The 16,998-nt window shown below is 70.1% G+C and carries 14 protein-coding genes and 2 tRNA genes; 5 read left to right on the forward strand and 11 right to left on the reverse strand.

Annotated elements, in window-relative coordinates; all coding sequences use genetic code 11:
* Positions 1-106: 106 nt before the first annotated feature.
* Complete coding sequence (locus tag ACWCQK_RS08245; RefSeq protein WP_451153183.1) at positions 107-1,063, forward strand: hypothetical protein; 957 nt, start codon at positions 107-109, stop codon at positions 1,061-1,063.
* A gap of 69 nt (positions 1,064-1,132) precedes the next feature.
* On the opposite strand, the gene clpX is transcribed toward ACWCQK_RS08245, so the two are convergent.
* From clpX to ACWCQK_RS08270, 5 genes are all read right to left on the reverse strand, one after another.
* The gene (gene clpX, locus ACWCQK_RS08250) at positions 1,133-2,422 is read right to left on the reverse strand and encodes an ATP-dependent Clp protease ATP-binding subunit ClpX (protein ID WP_451153185.1); all 1,290 of its coding nucleotides are present in this window, start codon (positions 2,420-2,422) and stop codon (positions 1,133-1,135) included.
* A gap of 193 nt (positions 2,423-2,615) precedes the next feature.
* On the reverse strand, positions 2,616-3,296 hold the full coding sequence (locus tag ACWCQK_RS08255) for an ATP-dependent Clp protease proteolytic subunit (protein ID WP_451153187.1): 681 nt from the start codon (positions 3,294-3,296) through the stop codon (positions 2,616-2,618).
* A 141-nt stretch (positions 3,297-3,437) separates the two neighbouring features.
* Positions 3,438-4,046 carry an ATP-dependent Clp protease proteolytic subunit gene (locus tag ACWCQK_RS08260; RefSeq protein ID WP_385790610.1) on the reverse strand — a complete coding sequence of 203 codons (609 nt, stop codon included), beginning with the start codon at positions 4,044-4,046 and terminating at the stop codon, positions 3,438-3,440.
* 464 nt (positions 4,047-4,510) lie between these two features.
* Positions 4,511-5,887, reverse strand: a complete 1,377-nt coding sequence (tig, locus tag ACWCQK_RS08265; protein WP_451153189.1) for a trigger factor — start codon at positions 5,885-5,887, stop codon at positions 4,511-4,513.
* 169 nt (positions 5,888-6,056) lie between these two features.
* A tRNA-Pro gene (locus ACWCQK_RS08270) sits at positions 6,057-6,133 on the reverse strand.
* A gap of 150 nt (positions 6,134-6,283) precedes the next feature.
* Here ACWCQK_RS08270 and ACWCQK_RS08275 point away from each other — a divergent pair.
* Positions 6,284-6,354: transfer RNA gene (locus ACWCQK_RS08275), tRNA-Gly, on the forward strand.
* 243 nt (positions 6,355-6,597) lie between these two features.
* Here the strand turns inward: ACWCQK_RS08275 and ACWCQK_RS08280 are convergent.
* Complete coding sequence (locus ACWCQK_RS08280; protein WP_069772786.1) at positions 6,598-6,792, reverse strand: hypothetical protein; 195 nt, start codon at positions 6,790-6,792, stop codon at positions 6,598-6,600.
* A gap of 489 nt (positions 6,793-7,281) precedes the next feature.
* On the opposite strand from ACWCQK_RS08280, the gene ACWCQK_RS08285 reads away from it, so the two are divergent.
* Positions 7,282-8,472: an acyltransferase family protein gene (locus ACWCQK_RS08285; protein WP_451153191.1), complete on the forward strand. Its 1,191-nt coding sequence runs from the start codon at positions 7,282-7,284 to the stop codon at positions 8,470-8,472.
* Here the strand turns inward: ACWCQK_RS08285 and ACWCQK_RS08290 are convergent.
* Both ACWCQK_RS08290 and ACWCQK_RS08295 read right to left on the reverse strand, forming a co-directional pair.
* A complete protein-coding gene (locus ACWCQK_RS08290) occupies positions 8,469-8,954 on the reverse strand; it encodes an HD domain-containing protein (RefSeq protein ID WP_451153193.1) in 486 nt (161 codons plus the stop codon). The genes ACWCQK_RS08285 and ACWCQK_RS08290 overlap by 4 nt on opposite strands.
* Before the next feature lie 79 nt (positions 8,955-9,033).
* Positions 9,034-10,212, reverse strand: a complete 1,179-nt coding sequence (locus ACWCQK_RS08295; protein WP_451153195.1) for a PP2C family protein-serine/threonine phosphatase — start codon at positions 10,210-10,212, stop codon at positions 9,034-9,036.
* Positions 10,213-10,373: 161 nt separating this feature from the next.
* Here ACWCQK_RS08295 and ACWCQK_RS08300 point away from each other — a divergent pair, with 161 nt between their 5' ends.
* A complete protein-coding gene (locus ACWCQK_RS08300; RefSeq protein ID WP_451153197.1) occupies positions 10,374-11,624 on the forward strand; it encodes a GNAT family N-acetyltransferase in 1,251 nt (416 codons plus the stop codon).
* A 107-nt stretch (positions 11,625-11,731) separates the two neighbouring features.
* On the opposite strand, the gene ACWCQK_RS08305 is transcribed toward ACWCQK_RS08300, so the two are convergent.
* Together ACWCQK_RS08305 and ACWCQK_RS08310 are read right to left on the reverse strand one after the other, a co-directional pair.
* A complete protein-coding gene (locus ACWCQK_RS08305) occupies positions 11,732-12,550 on the reverse strand; it encodes an Fpg/Nei family DNA glycosylase (RefSeq protein WP_451153199.1) in 819 nt (272 codons plus the stop codon).
* A 164-nt stretch (positions 12,551-12,714) separates the two neighbouring features.
* The gene (locus ACWCQK_RS08310; RefSeq protein ID WP_451153201.1) at positions 12,715-13,200 is read right to left on the reverse strand and encodes a ribose-5-phosphate isomerase; all 486 of its coding nucleotides are present in this window, start codon (positions 13,198-13,200) and stop codon (positions 12,715-12,717) included.
* Between the two features lie 206 nt (positions 13,201-13,406).
* On the opposite strand from ACWCQK_RS08310, the gene ACWCQK_RS08315 reads away from it, so the two are divergent.
* Positions 13,407-14,882, forward strand: a complete 1,476-nt coding sequence (locus ACWCQK_RS08315) for an amino acid permease (protein ID WP_451153203.1) — start codon at positions 13,407-13,409, stop codon at positions 14,880-14,882.
* Between the two features lie 146 nt (positions 14,883-15,028).
* On the opposite strand, the gene ACWCQK_RS08320 is transcribed toward ACWCQK_RS08315, so the two are convergent.
* Positions 15,029-15,886: a hypothetical protein gene (locus ACWCQK_RS08320; protein ID WP_451153205.1), complete on the reverse strand. Its 858-nt coding sequence runs from the start codon at positions 15,884-15,886 to the stop codon at positions 15,029-15,031.
* Positions 15,887-16,998: the final 1,112 nt, after the last annotated feature.

Raw genomic sequence — 16,998 nt, forward strand, 5'->3', positions numbered from 1 at the left:
TCCCGAAACGCCTTTGTTCTGTAACGGTGGGACCCCCGATGCCGTGCGCCGCCTGTGCCTGGGCCAGGATGTCGGGAACACATAAACTCTGGAGGGGAACCCAGTAATGAGTCACAACCAGCCGGGCCCGTACGGCGGGCAGCCTCAGCAGCCCGGACCGCACGGTCAGCCGGGCCCCTACGGCCAGCAGCCGCAGGCTCCCCAGCCCGGCTATGGCTACCCTCAGCAGGCTCCGCCCGCCCAGCCCGGCTACGGCTACCCGCAGCAGGCCCCGCAGGGTGTGCCGCAGCAGCCGAACCCGTACGGCCAGCAGCCTCCCTACGGACAGCCCCCGTACGGCCAGCAGCCCTACGGCGTCCCGCAGCCGCCCGCTCCGGGCGGCGGCAAGAAGAAGACGGCGATCATCCTCGGCGCGGTGGCGGCCGTGGCCGCGATCGCGGTGGTCGCGTACTTCGTGATAGGCGGCGGCGGTGGCGGCAGCGACATCGCCGACGACGGCGCCCACAAGCTGACCACTCCGGCGACGGTGCTGAGCGGCGAGTACAAGAAGTCGGACGACGCCGACAGCGGCGGCTTCGACGAGAGCGACGTCAAGGACGCCGAGAAGCACGGCGTGAAGAACGCCAAGGACGTGCACGCCGGTTACACGGCCGGGGACGAGAGCAACCCCCTCGCCATGAAGATGATCAACTTCATGGGTGTGTACGGCGAGATCGACGACCCCGAGGCGGTCGTCGACGGCATGTTCGCCGAGATGAAGAAGAGCGCCAACGAGGACAAGGACGGCGAGCTCGTCGGCAGCCCCAAGGCCTACACGCCGAGCGGACTCGACGGCGCGGTCCTCAAGTGCCAGGAGACCAAGGTGAAGGACGACGAGTCGTCCGGCGCCGCGGCCGGGCCGAGCTCGATCAGCATGCCGGTGTGCATCTGGGCCGACCACAGCACGCTGGGCGTCGTCATCCACATCGACATGGCGGACGCGATGGCCGGCAAGCCCGCCGACCTGACGGCCACCGCCGACCTGACGACCAAGCTCCGCAAGGAAGTTCGCGTGAAGGTCTGACATCCGCGTCACGACGAGGAAGGGGCCCCGGTCGATCGACCGGGGCCCCTTCCTCGTCGTGTGCGACGGTCACGCCGTCTTCTGCTCCCCCGGGCCGCGTCCGTTGCGGGCGTCGCGCGGGATCAGGGTGGGGTTCACGTTCGAGCGAACGACGTCCGCCGTGATGACGACGCGGGCCACGTCCTTGCGGGAGGGGACCTCGTACATCACCGACATGAGGACTTCCTCCATGATGGCGCGCAGGCCGCGTGCGCCGGTCTGGCGGAGGATGGCCTGGTCGGCGATGGCCTCCAGGGCCTCACGTTCGAAGTCCAGCTCCACGCCGTCGAGTTCGAAGAGGCGCTGGTACTGCTTCACGAGCGCGTTGCGGGGCTCGACCAGGATCTGGAGGAGCGCCTCGCGGTCGAGGTTGTGGACCGAGGTGATGACCGGGAGCCGGCCGATGAACTCGGGGATCATGCCGAACTTGACCAGGTCCTCGGGCATGACGTCCTCGAACTGGTCCTTGGCCTCCAGCTCGCGCTTGGAGCGGATCGTCGCGCCGAAGCCGATGCCCTTGGCCCCCGCCCGGGACTCGATGAGCTTCTCCAGGCCCGCGAAGGCGCCACCCACGATGAACAGGACGTTCGTCGTGTCGATCTGGATGAACTCCTGGTGCGGGTGCTTACGGCCGCCCTGCGGGGGGACCGAGGCCGTGGTGCCTTCGAGGATCTTCAGGAGGGCCTGCTGCACGCCCTCGCCGCTCACGTCACGCGTGATCGACGGGTTCTCGCTCTTGCGCGCGACCTTGTCGATCTCGTCGATGTAGATGATCCCGGTCTCGGCCTTCTTGACGTCGTAGTCGGCCGCCTGGATCAGCTTGAGCAGGATGTTCTCGACGTCCTCGCCGACATACCCCGCCTCCGTCAGCGCCGTCGCGTCCGCGATGGCGAACGGGACGTTGAGCATGCGCGCGAGGGTCTGCGCGAGGAGCGTCTTGCCGGAACCCGTGGGGCCCAGCAGGAGGATGTTGGACTTGGCCAACTCGATGGCGTCCTCGCGGCTCTGGCCGCCGCCGTTCTCACCAGCCTGGACCCGCTTGTAGTGGTTGTACACCGCGACGGAGAGCGCCTTCTTGGCCGCCTCCTGGCCCACCACGTACCCCTCGAGGAACTCGTAGATCTCACGAGGCTTGGGGAGTTCCTCCCAGCGCACCTCGCTCGTCTCCGCGAGCTCTTCCTCGATGATCTCGTTGCAGAGATCGATGCACTCGTCGCAGATGTACACACCGGGGCCTGCGATGAGCTTCTTGACCTGCTTCTGGCTCTTGCCGCAGAACGAGCACTTGAGCAGATCGCCGCCGTCACCGATGCGTGCCACGGTGTGCTTCCCCTTCGCCTGGGAGACGCCTGGACGCTACAAGTCCAGCGGCTCCTGGTGCTGCCTTATGTCCGACGGTACCTTGCCCGGCCCCCCGTTCGGGCCCCCCTTGGCACGGTTCACTTTGTCGTGCACCTTGTCGCGCACATCGGGGGACCCTGCCAAGGGGCGGCAGACGATACATGTCCGCGCGTCAGCGGACGTTGTTGTTGTTCATCTTCCGGGTGGAGATGATCTGGTCGATCAGGCCGTACGCGAGCGCGTCCTCGGCCGTGAGGATCTTGTCGCGCTCGATGTCCTCGCGGATCTTCTCGATCGGCGTGGTGGAGTGCTTGGCCAGCATGTCCTCCAGCTGCGCGCGCATCCGGAGGATCTCGTTCGCGGCGATCTCGAGGTCCGAGACCTGGCCGCGGCCGGTCTCGCTGTACGGCTGGTGGATCAGCACGCGCGCGTTGGGCAGCGCCATGCGCTTGCCCGGCGTACCGGCCGCGAGGAGGATCGCGGCGGCGGAGGCGGCCTGGCCCATGCAGACCGTCTGGATGTCCGGCTTCACGAACTGCATCGTGTCGTAGATCGCGGTCAGCGCGGTGAAGGAGCCGCCGGGGCTGTTGATGTAGACCGAGATGTCCCGGTCGGGGTCCATCGACTCCAGGCACAGCAGCTGCGCCATGACGTCGTTGGCGGAGGCGTCGTCGATCTGCACGCCGAGGAAGATCACGCGCTCCTCGAAGAGCTTCGCGTACGGGTCGTACTCGCGGATGCCCTGGGAGGTGCGCTCCACGAAGCGCGGGATGACGTAGCGGGACTCGGCCGAGGGGCCGGTGTACTCGGCGCGCGCACGGTCGTGGATGCCGCTGCCGGGGAAGTCGTTCACGATGTCTCCTGAGAGGGGCTGGGGCGATGACTGGGGGGCGGGAAGGGCGTGTACGGCCCTGTGGAGGGCCTGGGCCCTGTCCGGCGGGGCGGGATCGGGCCGAGGCCCTGGACGGGCCTCAGCGGCCCGTACGAGCCCTCGCTAGGCCGCCCCGGTACCGCCGCCGCCCGGCATGCCTGCGGCCGTCGGGATCACGTCGTCGATGAGGCCGTACTCCTTGGCCTCGAAGGCGTCGAACCAGCGGTCGCGGTCCGAGTCACGGGTGACCTGCTCGACCGTCTGGCCGGTGTGCTGGGAGGTCAGCTCGGCCATGCGCTTCTTGGTGTGCAGCAGCCGCTCGGCGTGGATCTTGATGTCGGAGGCCGAGCCGGCCAGACCCGCGGAGGGCTGGTGGATCAGGATCTCGGCGTTCGGCAGCGCGAAGCGCTTGCCGGGGGTGCCCGCGCTGAGCAGGAACTGCCCCATGGAGGCCGCGAGGCCCATGGCGATGGTCACCACGTCGTTCTTGATGAACTGCATCGTGTCGTAGATCGCCATGCCGGCCGTGATGGAGCCGCCGGGGCTGTTGATGTAGAGGTAGATGTCCTTGTCCGGGTCGGCGGCAAGGAGCAGCAGCTGTGCGGTGATCTTGTTCGCGATGTCGTCGTCGACCGGCTGGCCGAGGAAGATGATCCGCTCGTTGAGCAGCCGGTTGTAGACCTGGTCGCCGAGGCCACCACCGATGGAAGGCTCGCCGGCGGCGGAGGGCATCAGATTCGTCACGTATCCACCTGCTCGTCTTACGACGGCGCCGGGCCGTCTCACGTGTTCTGCCGGGGCTCAGGGCCGTCCGGCCGTTTCCGGGGACTCCCCTGCCCTCGTACTCATGGACCCTAACGCGCGGGTCCCTTCGGGGAATCCCGCAAAAGGAACTGTTCGCTGTGAGCGCAGGTCGCTGCGCTGGCTGGGGGCGGGACGGGGGCGCGGGGGCCGCCGGCCCGCGGGGGCTTCGGCCGGCGCCGCTCGCGCGGTTCCTCGTGGCCCTGGGTGGGCCGGGTGGGCGGTCCTCGCACCCCTGGGGTGGGTCGGGCGGGCGTAGGGCCGGGCGGGCGGTCGCTCGCGCCCCTGGGCGGGCTGTCGTGGGCCGTGGGGCCGTGGCCGGGCGGGGACGGCGACGGGCCCCGGGGAAGTCGTTCCCCGGGGCCCGTCGTGACGCTTCAGGCGTGGTGCGAGGCTCAGGCCTCGGGCTTCTCCTCGGTCTCGGCCGCGGGCGCCTCGGCGGTGGCCTCCTCGGCCTCCTCCTCGTCGTCCAGGTCGATGACCTCGCCGTTGGTGTCCTTGACCGTGGCGGCCTCGACGACCAGCGCCAGGGCCTTGCCGCGGGCGACCTCGCCGACGAGCAGCGGAACCTGACCGCCCTCGACGACCGCCTGGGCGAACTGGTCGGGGGACATGCCGGAGGAGGCCGCGCGACGCATGAGGTGCTCGGTGAGCTCCTCCTGGTTGACGTTCAGCTTCTCCCGCTTGACGAGCTCGTCCAGCACGAACTGGGTCTTGATGCCCTTGACCGCGGCCTCGCTGGTCTCGGTCTCGAACTCCTCCTCGGTCTTGCCCTGGATCTCCAGGTACTTACCGAGGTCGAGGCCCATCTGACCGAGCTGGTGGTGCTCGAGGTTGTGCTTACGGGTGTTGATCTCGTCCTCGAGCAGCTTCTCGGGGACCGGGACCTCGACCAGCTCGAGCAGCTTCTCCAGGACGCGCTCCTGGGCCTGCGTGGCCTGGTCGTACTGCTTCATGTTCTCGAGGCGCTTGCGGCTGTCGGCCTTGAGCTCGTCGAGGGTGTCGAACTCGGAGGCGAGCAGCGCGAACTCGTCGTCCAGCTCGGGCAGTTCGCGCGCGGCGACCTGGGTGACCTTGACGGTGACCTCGGACTCCTTGCCGGCCGCCGAGCCGCCCTTGAGCTCGGAGGTGAAGGTGGCCTCGCCACCGGCCTCCAGGCCCTTGACGGCCTCGTCGATGCCCTCCAGCAGCTCACCGGAGCCGATGGTGTAGGAGACGCCCTCGGCGACGCCGTCCTCGAGGACCTCGCCGTCGACCTTGGCCTGCAGGTCGATGGTGATCACGTCGCCGTCCTGGGCGGCGCGCTCCACGGGGCTCGTCGAAGCGAAGCGCTCACGGAGCTGCTCCACCGACTTCTCGACGTCCTCGTCCGACACCTCGACGGCGTCGACCTCGACCTCGATGCCGGAGTAGTCCGGGATCTCGAGGGAGGGACGGATGTCGACCTCGGCGGTGAAGTTCAGCGTCTCGCCGTCCTTCAGCTCCGTGATGTCGACCTCGGGCTGGCCCAGCACGCTGAGCTCGGCCTCGTTGACCGCCTCCGTGTAGAACTTCGGGAGCGCGTCGTTGACGGCCTCCTCCAGCACGGCGCCACGGCCGAAGCGCTGGTCGATGACCCGCGCCGGGATCTTGCCCTTACGGAAGCCCTTCACCGTGACCTGCTGGTTGATCTTCTTGTACGCCGCGTCGAGGCTGTCCTTGAGCTCCTCGAAGGGCACCTCGACAGTGAGCCGAACCCGAGTCGGGTTCAGGGTCTCCACGGCGCTCTTCACGGTTCGGTCTCCTTGTGGCTGACTTCTTGGTTTCTGCCGGAACCCGACGGGTCCGGCGGATTTGGTCGCCCGGAGACTGCAGACAAGAGACACACGGGCGCGCAGCTTGCATAGTAACCGCAGCCGCTTCCCGCACCCAAAGGCGATCACGCGTGGTGATCCGGCTAGATGGTCGGGGTGGCGGGATTTGAACCCACGGCCTTCCGCTCCCAAAGCGGACGCGCTACCAAGCTGCGCCACACCCCGTCTGGTGCGACACGTAGGGTACATGCCCGCAGGCTGTACGGCCGCCGCATTTCTCCTGGAGCAACCCTCGCGGAACGGGGTGTGCGGCGACGGCGCGCGAACCGCTACGATGCCTGTGTGTCGCGGTCGCCCGACCTGCGACGCGTCTGTGCGGGCGTAGCTCAATGGTAGAGCCCTAGTCTTCCAAACTAGCTACGCGGGTTCGATTCCCGTCGCCCGCTCTGTCGGGCTCAGGGCCGGGCCGGGGATCTTTCCTCGGGTCGGCCCTGAGTCGTTTCCGGGGTCGCGTCCGTCGGCGTGTCCTGGGCGCGGGAAGCCGCCTCGGGGGATGCGGAAGAAGAGGGAGCGCCGCGCGACGGCTCCGGGTGACCGCCGTCGGCCGGTCCGCCGGGTTCTCGGCGATGCCCCCGGCCTGAAAAGCGCGGGCGCGAGGCGCATGTGCCCCCCGTGCCGGGAGTGGTCGATCAGAAGTTGATCGAGTTGATCGTGTCGGCCAGTGAGTTGAGGAAGCGGTTTATCGACGGAGCCATGCCCGTCGAGGCGAGGAAGAAGCCGAACAGGATCGCGACGATCGCGGGGCCCGCCTTGATCGAGCCGCCCCGGATCAACACCACCAGGATGATCGCCAACAGCAGCACCACGGACAGTGAAATGGCCACAACTGATCACACCCTCGGTCGGTTCGCTCTCCCGGCCAGGGGGTGCCGGCCCCGCGCACCCCCGTCCAGAACCATCGTGCCACCAACACGGCCCGCGTATGCGGCCCGTGACGCATCATCGGTCGCGACCGTCCCGCGCCACCCCGTGCGGACCGCCCGGCCGTAAGGCCCGCGCCGCAATTCGACGGTGCACCGGCACAGGGAATTGCGTGGATCGTTTCCATGTCCACACAACGCGCTCGCAGGGAATTCGAATGATCGATAAAGGTGCGCGTCAGGCACTTCCCCCGTTGGGGTTATGCCCGCTTTCGTAGGGATGATTCATGACATCAGTGGAGGAACTGCCGTGATGGCAACACCCGATGCTGTGGGCGGCGTCACGTCCCCGCCGAGGGCGACCACGGGAAATACCGGGGTACTCGGAGTCGATAAGCCATATCGACATGGAGGGTTTTACGGAAACCCACGGACGACGCTAGGGTGCCTCAGATGTTCCACGCCGCCTCGCCCCCGCCGCACGCCCAGCCGGACCAGAGCAAGCCCGACGAGCACGACGAACGCGACAAGTCGAACAAGCCGGACAAGGCATCGCAGGACAGACAGTCCAAGCAGCGCGACTCGTTCTTCGACAACGCCAAGTACCTGGCGATCGTGTTCGTGGCCGTGGCGCACTCCTGGGAGCCGCTGAAGGGCGACAGCCGGATCCTCCAGGGCGCCTACATGATCGTGTACGCGTTCCACATGCCGGCGTTCATCATCATCTCCGGCTTCTTCTCCCGGAGTTTCGACGCACGCCCGGACCGGCTCAAGCGGCTCGTGACCGGCGTCGCCGTGCCGTACGTCCTGTTCGAGACTGCCTACCCGCTCTTCAAGCGGGTCGTGGACCACGCCCCGGACCAGGACATCAGCCTCCTCGACCCCTGGTACCTGACCTGGTTCCTGTGCGCCCTGTTCATCTGGCGGCTCACCACGCCGATCTGGAAGCTGGTGCGCTGGCCGCTGCCGCTCGCCCTCGGCGTGGCCTCGCTCGCGTCCCTCACGCCGAACATCGGGGACGACCTGGACCTCCAGCGCGTCCTGCAGTTCCTGCCGTTCTTCGTGCTCGGACTGTGCCTGAAGCCCGAGCACTTCCGGCTGGTGCGCCGGCGCTCGGTGCGGATCGCCGCCGTACCGGTGTTCGCGTCCGCGCTGGCCTTCGGCTGGTGGGCGGTACCGCGCATGAACGCCGGGTGGCTCTACCACCGCGACGCGGCACAGGAACTGGCCGCGCCCTGGTGGGCCGGCCCGGTGATGCAACTGGCGCTGTTCGGCTGCTCGCTGCTGCTGACCGCCTGCTTCTTCGCCTGGGTGCCGGGCCGCAGGCTGTGGTTCACGGCCCTCGGCGCGGGCACGCTGTACGGCTACCTGCTGCACGGCTTCCTGATCAAGGGCGGCGAGTACCGAGGCTGGTTCGACCACGGATGGCTGCACCGGCCGCTCGGCCAGATCTTCGTGAGCGTCCTCGCGGCCGCGGCCGTCACCCTGCTGTGCACGCCACCCGTGCAGCGGGTGTTCCGGTTCGCGATGGAACCGAGGATGGCGTGGGCCTTCAAGCGCGACGCGGCCGAACTGGCCCGGGAGCGGGAGAAGAACGGGACCGGTGGGACCGGTCTCCGCGAGAAGGTCGGCGCCGGCGCCTAGAGTCCGCCGCCGAGCCCGTCACTGCCTTCTTCGAGGCCTTCGAGGCCGGTGAGGCCGAGGAGTGCGCGCATCCGGGCGTACTTCTCGGTCAGCCGCGTGCGGGTGGGCTCGTCGAGGACCGCGAGGCGTACCGGGTCGGCGTTGTGGGCCAGGTCCGACTCCTTCACCAGCAGCGCCCCGGGGGTGGCGAGGACGCGCCGCGCGTACGCCGCCGGCCCCTCGCCCCCGCGCTTGGTGACGGCGAGCACGATGGCCTTCGTGCGGTCGGTCAGCGCGGCCTCGCGCAGCCACTGCGCGGACAGCGCGTCGTCCTCGACGGAGTCGTGCAGCCAGGCCGCCGCGATCTGCTCGTCGTCCCCGCCGCGCTCGCGCACGCCGTCGGCGACGGCCTGGAGGTGTTCGGCGTACGGCCGCCCGGCCTTGTCGGTCTGGCCCTCGTGCGCCGCGCGGGCCAGGGCCTCCACCTCGGTGAGGGTCAGCACGGGTACCCCTTTCTGCGTACGGCGGCTTCAGCCGGATGCCGCGTACGGCGGCCTCAGCCGGGTTCTGTGGACGGCGGCTTCAGCGGGCGGCGGCCGCGGTCGGACCCTCGCGGCAGACCAGCAGGAGCGCCCGGTCGTCGTTGACGTCCTTCGCCACCGCCTCGATGAGGTGCCAGGCGGCTCCCTGGAAGCCCCCGGCGACATAGCGGTCGGCCTCGCCGGTGAGGCGGTCGATGCCCTCGACGATGTCGCGGTCGGAGGTCTCCACCAGGCCGTCGGTGAACAGCATCAGGACGTCACCGGGGCGCAGGGAGCCCTTGACGGGATCGAACTGGGCGCCGTCGTACACCCCGAGGAGCGGGCCGTCGGCGGCCTTCTCCTCCCAGCGGCCGCTGCCCGCGCTGAGCTGGAGGCCCGGCGGGTGACCGGCGGAGTAGAGCTCGTAGTCGCCGGAGTCCAGGTCCAGGACCAGGTGGATGGAGGTGGCGAAGCCCTCGTCCCAGTCCTGGCGCAGGAGGTAGCCGTTCGCGGCCGGGAGGAAGGCGTGCGGCGGGAGGGAGCCGAGCAGGCCGCCGAACGCCCCCGACAGCAGCAGGGCGCGCGAACCGGCGTCCATGCCCTTGCCCGAGACGTCCGTCAGTACGACCTCCATCGTGCGGCCGCCGTTCGTCCGGGCCGCGACCACGAAGTCTCCCGAGAAGGACTGGCCGCCCGCGGGGCGCAGCGCCATCTCGCGGTGCCAGCCGCGCGGCAGCTTCGGCAGCTTGCTCTGCACGCGGATGCGTTCGCGCAGGTCGAACAGCATCGTGCCGCCGCGCCGCCAGGGCACGCCGACTCTGCTGCGGAACTGCGCGATCAGCAGTCCCACGAAGCCACAGGCGGCGACGACCAGGACCACGCCCGGCGTGACCCGGGAGGGGCCCTCCGTGTAGGGCCCGAGTTTCACGGACTCCACGATCAGGGCGGTGGCCGCGGCCGCGTACAGACCGAGCAGGCTCGCCGGGCGCAGCAGCAGGCCGCCCGCGACGATCGGCAGGACCAGTGCGGACGGCGAGCACCACACGGAGTTGGCGAGCGTGGTGGCCGCGATCACCGGGACCGTGAGGAGCAGTCCGGCCAGCGCGATCCAGTCCGAGCCGTCCCCGCGGAAGTAGTCCACGGCGGATCTGCGCACGCCGACGCGGGCCCGGTGCCACTGCATCTTCAACCGGGCCGTGAACGTCTCGGCCGCCGCGCGCCGCTCTCGTCCTGCTGCCATTAGTTCGGGACCCTATCCATCGGACCAGCCGCTTGGCACGGGAGGTCCCACTTGTCCCCCGTCCGAGCTCGACTTCACAGTGAACTTCACAGAAAGCAGTTGCGCCGGGGGCACGGAGAAATTCGTTCGCTCGTCCCGCATTGCCCTGGTACGCATGGTTCATGGCGAATGACTTGCCCGACCGGGCGACCGACCTGCGGGTGCTGCGGCAGGACGACTGGGATCAGTGGTACGGCAATCTGCTCCGCGCCTTCGGGGGCGTGGAGGAGTCGGCCGAGGAGCGCGAGCTGTGGCACGAGCTCGCCGACTTCGACCGTTCACTGGGGGTGTGGGACGGGGACCGGTGTGTGGGGTCGGCGGGGGCGTTCGCCTTCGGGCTGACCGTACCGGGCGGTGCCTCGGTGCCGGCGGCGGGCGTCACGATGGTCGGCGTGGCCGCCACGCACCGCAGGCGCGGGGTGCTGACGTCGATGATGCGACGGCAGCTGGACGACGTGCGCGGGTGGGGTGAGCCACTGGCGGTGCTCCTCGCGTCCGAGCCGTCGATCTACGGGCGGTTCGGGTACGCCCCGGCGACCTTCGGCGTCAGCGCCGAGATCGACACCGGCCGGGTGCGGCTGTCCGTGCCGGACGGCACCGATGCCGTACGGCTGCGGTACGAACGCCCGGTGGACGCGCTGGACACGTGCGAGTCCGTGTACGCGCGCACGGTGGCCTCCCGTGCGGGCATGCTGGCCCGGCAGCCCGGCTGGGAGCGGGTGTGGCTGCTGGACGCGGAGCGCGACCGGGGCGGGGCGTCACCGTTGCAGTGCGTGGTCGCCGAACGGGACGGGGAGCCCACCGGGTACGCCCGCTTCCGGGTCAAGCCGCAGTGGACGGACGCCGGGCACAACGGCCAGGTGCTGTTGCAGGATCTCGCGGCGGTCGATCCGGCGACGGACGCGGCGCTGTGGCGGTTCCTGTTCGGCATCGACCTGACGACCTCGCTGAAGGTGCGCGGGCGGCCCGTCGACGAGGCGTGGCAGCTCCAGGTGTCCGACATCCGGCGCTGTCAGCTGCGGGTGCGGGACTCCCTGTATGTGCGGCTGGTGGAGGTCGGGGCCGCGCTGGAGGCGCGGACCTACCAGGCGCCGGTGGACGTGGTGTTCGAGGTCGAGGACACCTTCTGCCCCTGGAACGCGGGGCGTTGGCGGCTGACCGGTGATGCCAAGGGGGCTTCGTGCGCCCGGACCACGGACGCGGCCGATCTCGCCCTGTCCGTACGGGAGTTGGGTGCGGCCTATCTCGGCGGGGTGTCGCTGGCGGCGCTGGCGGGAGCCGGCCGGGTGCGTGAGCTGCGTCAGGGCGCGCTGGCCGAGGCCTCGCTGGGCTTCGGGTCGACGGTGGCCCCCTGGGTGCCGCACGGCTTCTGACGGGTTCTCACGGGTCCAGGAGGGGGCCTGGGCGCGTGCGAGGCGAGCGCCGAGGCCCGTGGCTGGCCCTGGGGGTGCGACCGGTGGACGGGGACCCCTGGGGCGCGTCAGCGCTGCTGGCAGGTCGGGCACCAGAAGAGGTTGCGGGCGGCGAGGTCGGCCGTGCGGATCTCGTCGCCGCACAGGTGGCAGGGGCGGGCGGCGCGGCGGTAGACGTAGACCTCACCGCCGTGGTCGTCGACCCGGGGCGGGCGGCCCATCGCCTCCGGGGTGTGCTCCGGGCGGACGGTGTCGATGCGGTTGTCGCGGACGCCGTCGCGCATGAGCGCGACCAGGTCGGCCCAGATCGCGTCCCACTCGCCGGGGGTGATGTCCCGGCCCGGGCGGTAGGGGTCGATGTGGTGGCGGAAGAGGACCTCGGCCCGGTAGACGTTGCCCACGCCGGCGATGACCTTCTGGTCCATCAGGAGGGCGGCGATCGTCGTACGGCTGCGGCGTACGCGCGTGTACGCGGCGGCCGGGTCGGCGTCCGCGCGCAGCGGGTCGGGGCCGAGCCGCTCGTGTATCGCCCGCTTCTCGGCGGGGGTGATCAGGGCGCAGGTGGCGGGGCCCCGGAGGTCGACGTACGCGGCGTCGTCGGCGAGGCGGAGCCGGACGGTGTCCGTGGGCGGGGGCGCGGGGGCGGCGCCGAAGGCGACCTTGCCGAAGAGGCCCAGGTGGATGTGGATCCAGTCGGCGTCCTCGGGGTCACGGAAGCCGAGGAAGAGATGCTTGCCGTGGGCGTCGGTGGTGTGCAGCGAGGTGCCGTCGAGGAGGGCGGCCGCGTCGGCGAACTTGCCCTGGGGGCTGGTGACCCGCGTCACGCGGGCGGCGAAGGCGGCGGCGTAGTCCTGCGCGAGCCGGTGAATCGTGTGCCCCTCTGGCACGTTCCGTCGTCCTTTCCCGCCCGCTGAATCCACGCGCGTGCGCGCGTATCCCACGCGCGCTCTCCCCTACCGCCCGCCCGTCATCGTCCGAGTCCGGTCTTCTGGCGGGGCGGCACGCCGAGAGGCCCCGGGGACCGCAGCCCCCGGGGACCGGTGGCTGCGGGCTACTGCTGCGGGTGGTGCGCCGGGACCGGCGGAAGATCGCCCGTGGTCTCGTAGCCGGAGAGCATGTCGATGCGGCGGATGTGGCGCTCGTCACCGGAGAACGGTGTGGCGAGGAAGGTCTCGACGAACTTCGTCGCCTCGTCCCGCGAGTGCATCCGCGCGCCAACCGCGATCACGTTCGCGTCGTTGTGCTGGCGGCCGAGGGACGCCGTCTCCTCGCTCCAGGCGAGGGCGGCCCGCGCGCCCTTCACCTTGTTCGCGGCGATCTGCTCACCGTTGCCGGAACCGCCGATCACGATGCCGAGGGAACCGGGGTCCGCGACGGTCCGCTCCGCGGCGCGGAGGCAGAAGGGCGGGTAGTCGTCCTGGGCGTCGTAGATGTGGGGGCCGCAGTCGACGGGGTCGTGACCCGCCTCCTTGAGCCATTCGACGAGGTGGTTCTTGAGTTCGAAGCCCGCATGGTCGGAGCCGAGATACACGCGCATGAGTCGAGTGTGTCACGGGCGACGCGGGGTAGCAGCGCCGGGTGCGACGGCGGAAAAGTGTGACTAAGACTACGGAACCTCAGGAAAACCTCAAGTAACAATCCGGATTCAAAGGTTCCCGAATTCTTAAGCCTCCGTTTCACTGGACCGACTCGTACACCGCTCGTACGGGAGACCCCTCAAGCGGCGCAAAGGAAATCCGTCCCATGACTTCGCAGCCGACCCTGACGAAGGCCGAAAACGGCCCCGGAGACCCCGGAGACCCCGGTTCCGGTCTCCACGCCGGTCTGAAGAACCGCCACCTTTCGATGATCGCCATCGGCGGTGTCATCGGCGCGGGACTCTTCGTCGGATCCAGTTCCGGTATCGCCACCGCCGGCCCCGGCATCCTCCTGTCGTACGCCCTCGTCGGCACGCTCGTCGTGCTGGTGATGCGGATGCTCGGCGAGATGTCCGCGGCCAATCCGACGTCCGGTTCCTTCTCCGCGCACGCCGACCGCGCGCTCGGACGCTGGGCCGGGTTCTCCATCGGCTGGCTCTACTGGTTCTTCTGGGTCGTCGTGCTCGCGGTGGAGGCCACCGCCGGCGCCAAGATCCTGGAGTCGTGGATGCCCGGCGTGCCCCAGTGGGGGTGGGCGCTGATCGTGATGGTGGTTCTGACCGCGACCAACCTGGTCTCCGTCGGCTCGTACGGCGAGTTCGAGTTCTGGTTCGCCGGCATCAAGGTCGTCGCGATCGGCGCGTTCATCGTCGTCGGCGGGCTCGCGGTGTTCGGCGTGCTGCCCGGTGTCGACAGCGACAAGGCGGGGATCGGGAACCTGACCGAGCACGGCGGGTTCCTGCCGCACGGGCCCGGCGCCATCCTCACCGGTGTGCTGCTGGTCGTCTTCTCCTTCATGGGCAGCGAGATCGCCACGCTGGCCGCCGGTGAGTCCGAGAACCCGCAGCGGGCGGTCACGAAGTCGACCAACAGCATCATCTGGCGTATCGGTGTCTTCTACCTCGGCTCGATCCTCGTGGTCGTCTCCCTGGTGCCGTGGAACGACCCGACGATCAAGGAGAAGGGCTCGTACGTCGCGGCCCTCGACTCCCTCGGTATCGCGCACGCCGGTCAGATCATGAACTTCATCGTGCTGACCTCGGTCCTGTCCTGTCTCAACTCCGGCCTCTACACGGCCTCCCGCATGGCCTTCTCGCTCGGCCGGCGCGGGGACGCGCCCAAGGCGTTCGCGCGGACCACGTCCCGCGGTGTGCCGATGGCGGCGATCATCGCCTCCGTCGTCTTCGGGTTCGTCGCGGTGTTCTTCAACTACCGGTTCCCGGACTCCGTCTTCCTCTTCCTGGTCAACTCCTCCGGTGCGGTCGCCCTGTTCGTCTGGCTGGTGATCTGCTTCTCGCAGCTGCGCATGCGGAAGATCATCCAGGCCGAGGCGCCGGAGAAGCTGGTCGTACGGATGTGGCTGTACCCGTACCTGACCTGGGCGACGGCCGCGCTGATCGTCTTCGTGCTCGGCTACATGCTGACCGACACCGAGGGGGAGAGCAGCGGGCGTACGACCGTGCTGCTGTCCCTGGCGGTCGCGGCGGTCGTGATCGTGATCGCCCTGGTCAAGGAGAAGGTCCGCGGGGGCGGCCGGGCGGCCGCCGTCGAGCACGAGGCCGACCGGGTGTCCGTGGGCTGACGCCGGCGGCCTCGCGGCCTCGCCGCCTCGCGGCTGAGCAGTGAGGTGAGGGGAGGGAACCCGTTCCGCGGGTTCCCTCCCCTCACCTGTCGCTCGGCGGTGCGTCCCGCGGTGCGTCCTCCCTCCGCGGTCCGGCGCGCACGCGATCACAGCACGGTGAAGCCGTCCTTGACCCGGTTGTACGTCTTCACGGCCTGGGGCTCGATCTCCGGCTGGTACCAGGTGTTGATCTGGTACGACTTCCCGCTCTCGTTGAAGCCCAGCAGGCTGGCGTGCCACTCGGTGCCCTTGAGGGTGAACGTGTACTCCCAGACGACCGCCGGGTTGCCGCGGAACGTCGTCTCCTCCAGCCGGATCTTGCGGTAGCCCTGGCCCTGGTGGGCGTTCTCCTCCGACGTCTGCCAGGTGTCCATCAGGTCACCGCGGGCGAGGGAGGACTTGGCCACGAGCTCCTGTGTGCCGTCGGGCGAGGTGTAGTGCACCTCCGCGCCCGTCTGCACGTCCCGGCGCCAGCCCCTGGGCGTCACCCACGCGAAGCCGCCGGCCTCCTGGTGCGCGCCCGGCGGCAGGCTCGGGGGCCGTGAGGTGCCCTCGACCGTGGGCGAGGGGGTTCCGGTGGGGGCCGAGGGCGACGCCGACGCCGAAACGGGCGGCTTCGAGGCGGAGCCGCCCGCCTTGGTGTCGTCGGGCGGGGCGGACGTCGTCGCCAGGACGACGGCGACGACCACTCCCGCGGCGACCACTCCCCCTACGCCGATCAGGCCGGCCGTACGACGCCGACGCCGGCCCCCGCCGGGGAGTCCGGGCTCCGGCACCGGCATCGGGCGCCGTTCCGTCTCCGCCTGCGCCCTGGTCAGTGAGACGCCGGCGGGGCGTGGTGCGACGCCCACGGCGTTGCTGGAGGACGTCTCGGTCCCCACTTCCGACCTGGCTTCCGACCGCGCCTCGGAGGTGGCTTCGGCGGCGGTGGGAGTCTGGCTTCCCGGCGGTATCGCGTCCTCCACGGGAGCGGGCTCCCTCGGGTCCCGCACCCGCGAGGGATTCACGAAGGCCGAGGTGGGCACGTCACCTCGCACCCGGGGCACTATCCTCCGGGTCCCCGGCTCAGCCCCGGGCGGCGCCCCCGAGAGGGCTCCGGAGTCGGCGTCCTGCGGATCGGTGGTGTGCGGCGGCTCGCCGGGCGGGTGCGGGGTCCCGGACGCGGGTACGGGGGGAGTCTCCGTACCGGAGCCAGACACCTCGACGCGAGGTGAGCCACTCCCGGGGCCAGAAACGAGAGGCGAGCCGCTCTCCGAGACAGACACGGAGGACGAGCCGGCTCCCGGTGACACGGGTGCGAAAGGCGAGCCCGCTCCCGGCGGCACAGGTACGACAGGTGAGCTGCTGCTCTCCGACGCAGGTGCGGATGGTGGTGCGACCCCGGCCGCCGGGCTGGGGGGTGGGTTGGTCCCGGATCCCGGACCCGGGGGTGAGCCGGTGTCGGACCCCCGGTCGGGAGGTGAGCCGGTCCCGGACGCTTGGCCAGGCGATGAGCCAGCCCCGAACCCGGAACCTGGGCTTGAGCCGGTCCCGGACGCTTGGCCAGGCAATGGGCCGGCCCCGGACCCGGAACCTGGGCTTGAGCTGGTCCCAGTCTCCGGACCAGAAACCGAGCCGCCATCGGACGCCGGACCGGCAGGTGCGCCTGTCCCAGACGCTCCGCCAGGCAATGAACCGGCCCTGGACCCCGGACCGGGGCGTGAGCCGGTCTCGGACCCCGGACCGCAAAGCGAGCCGCCGCCGGACGCCGGACCTTGCGGTGTGCTGGTCCCAGACTCTCCGCCGGGCAATGAGTCAACCCCGGGGCCGGGGCGTGAGCCGATCCCGGACGCCGGGCCTGGGGGTGAGTCGGACTCAGACCCCAAATCAGAAACCGAGTCGCCGCCGGACGCCGGACCTTGTGGTGTGCTGGTCTCGGACGTTCCGCCAGGCAATGAGCCGACCCCGGACCCCGGACCGGGACGGGAACCGGTCCCAGTCTCCGGACCAGAAACCGAGCCGCCACCGGACACTGGACCTTGAGGGGTGCTGGTCTCGGACGTTCCGCCAGGCAATGAGCCGACCCCGGACCCCGGAC

The sequence above is a fragment of the Streptomyces sp. NPDC002306 genome, from assembly GCF_053593435.1.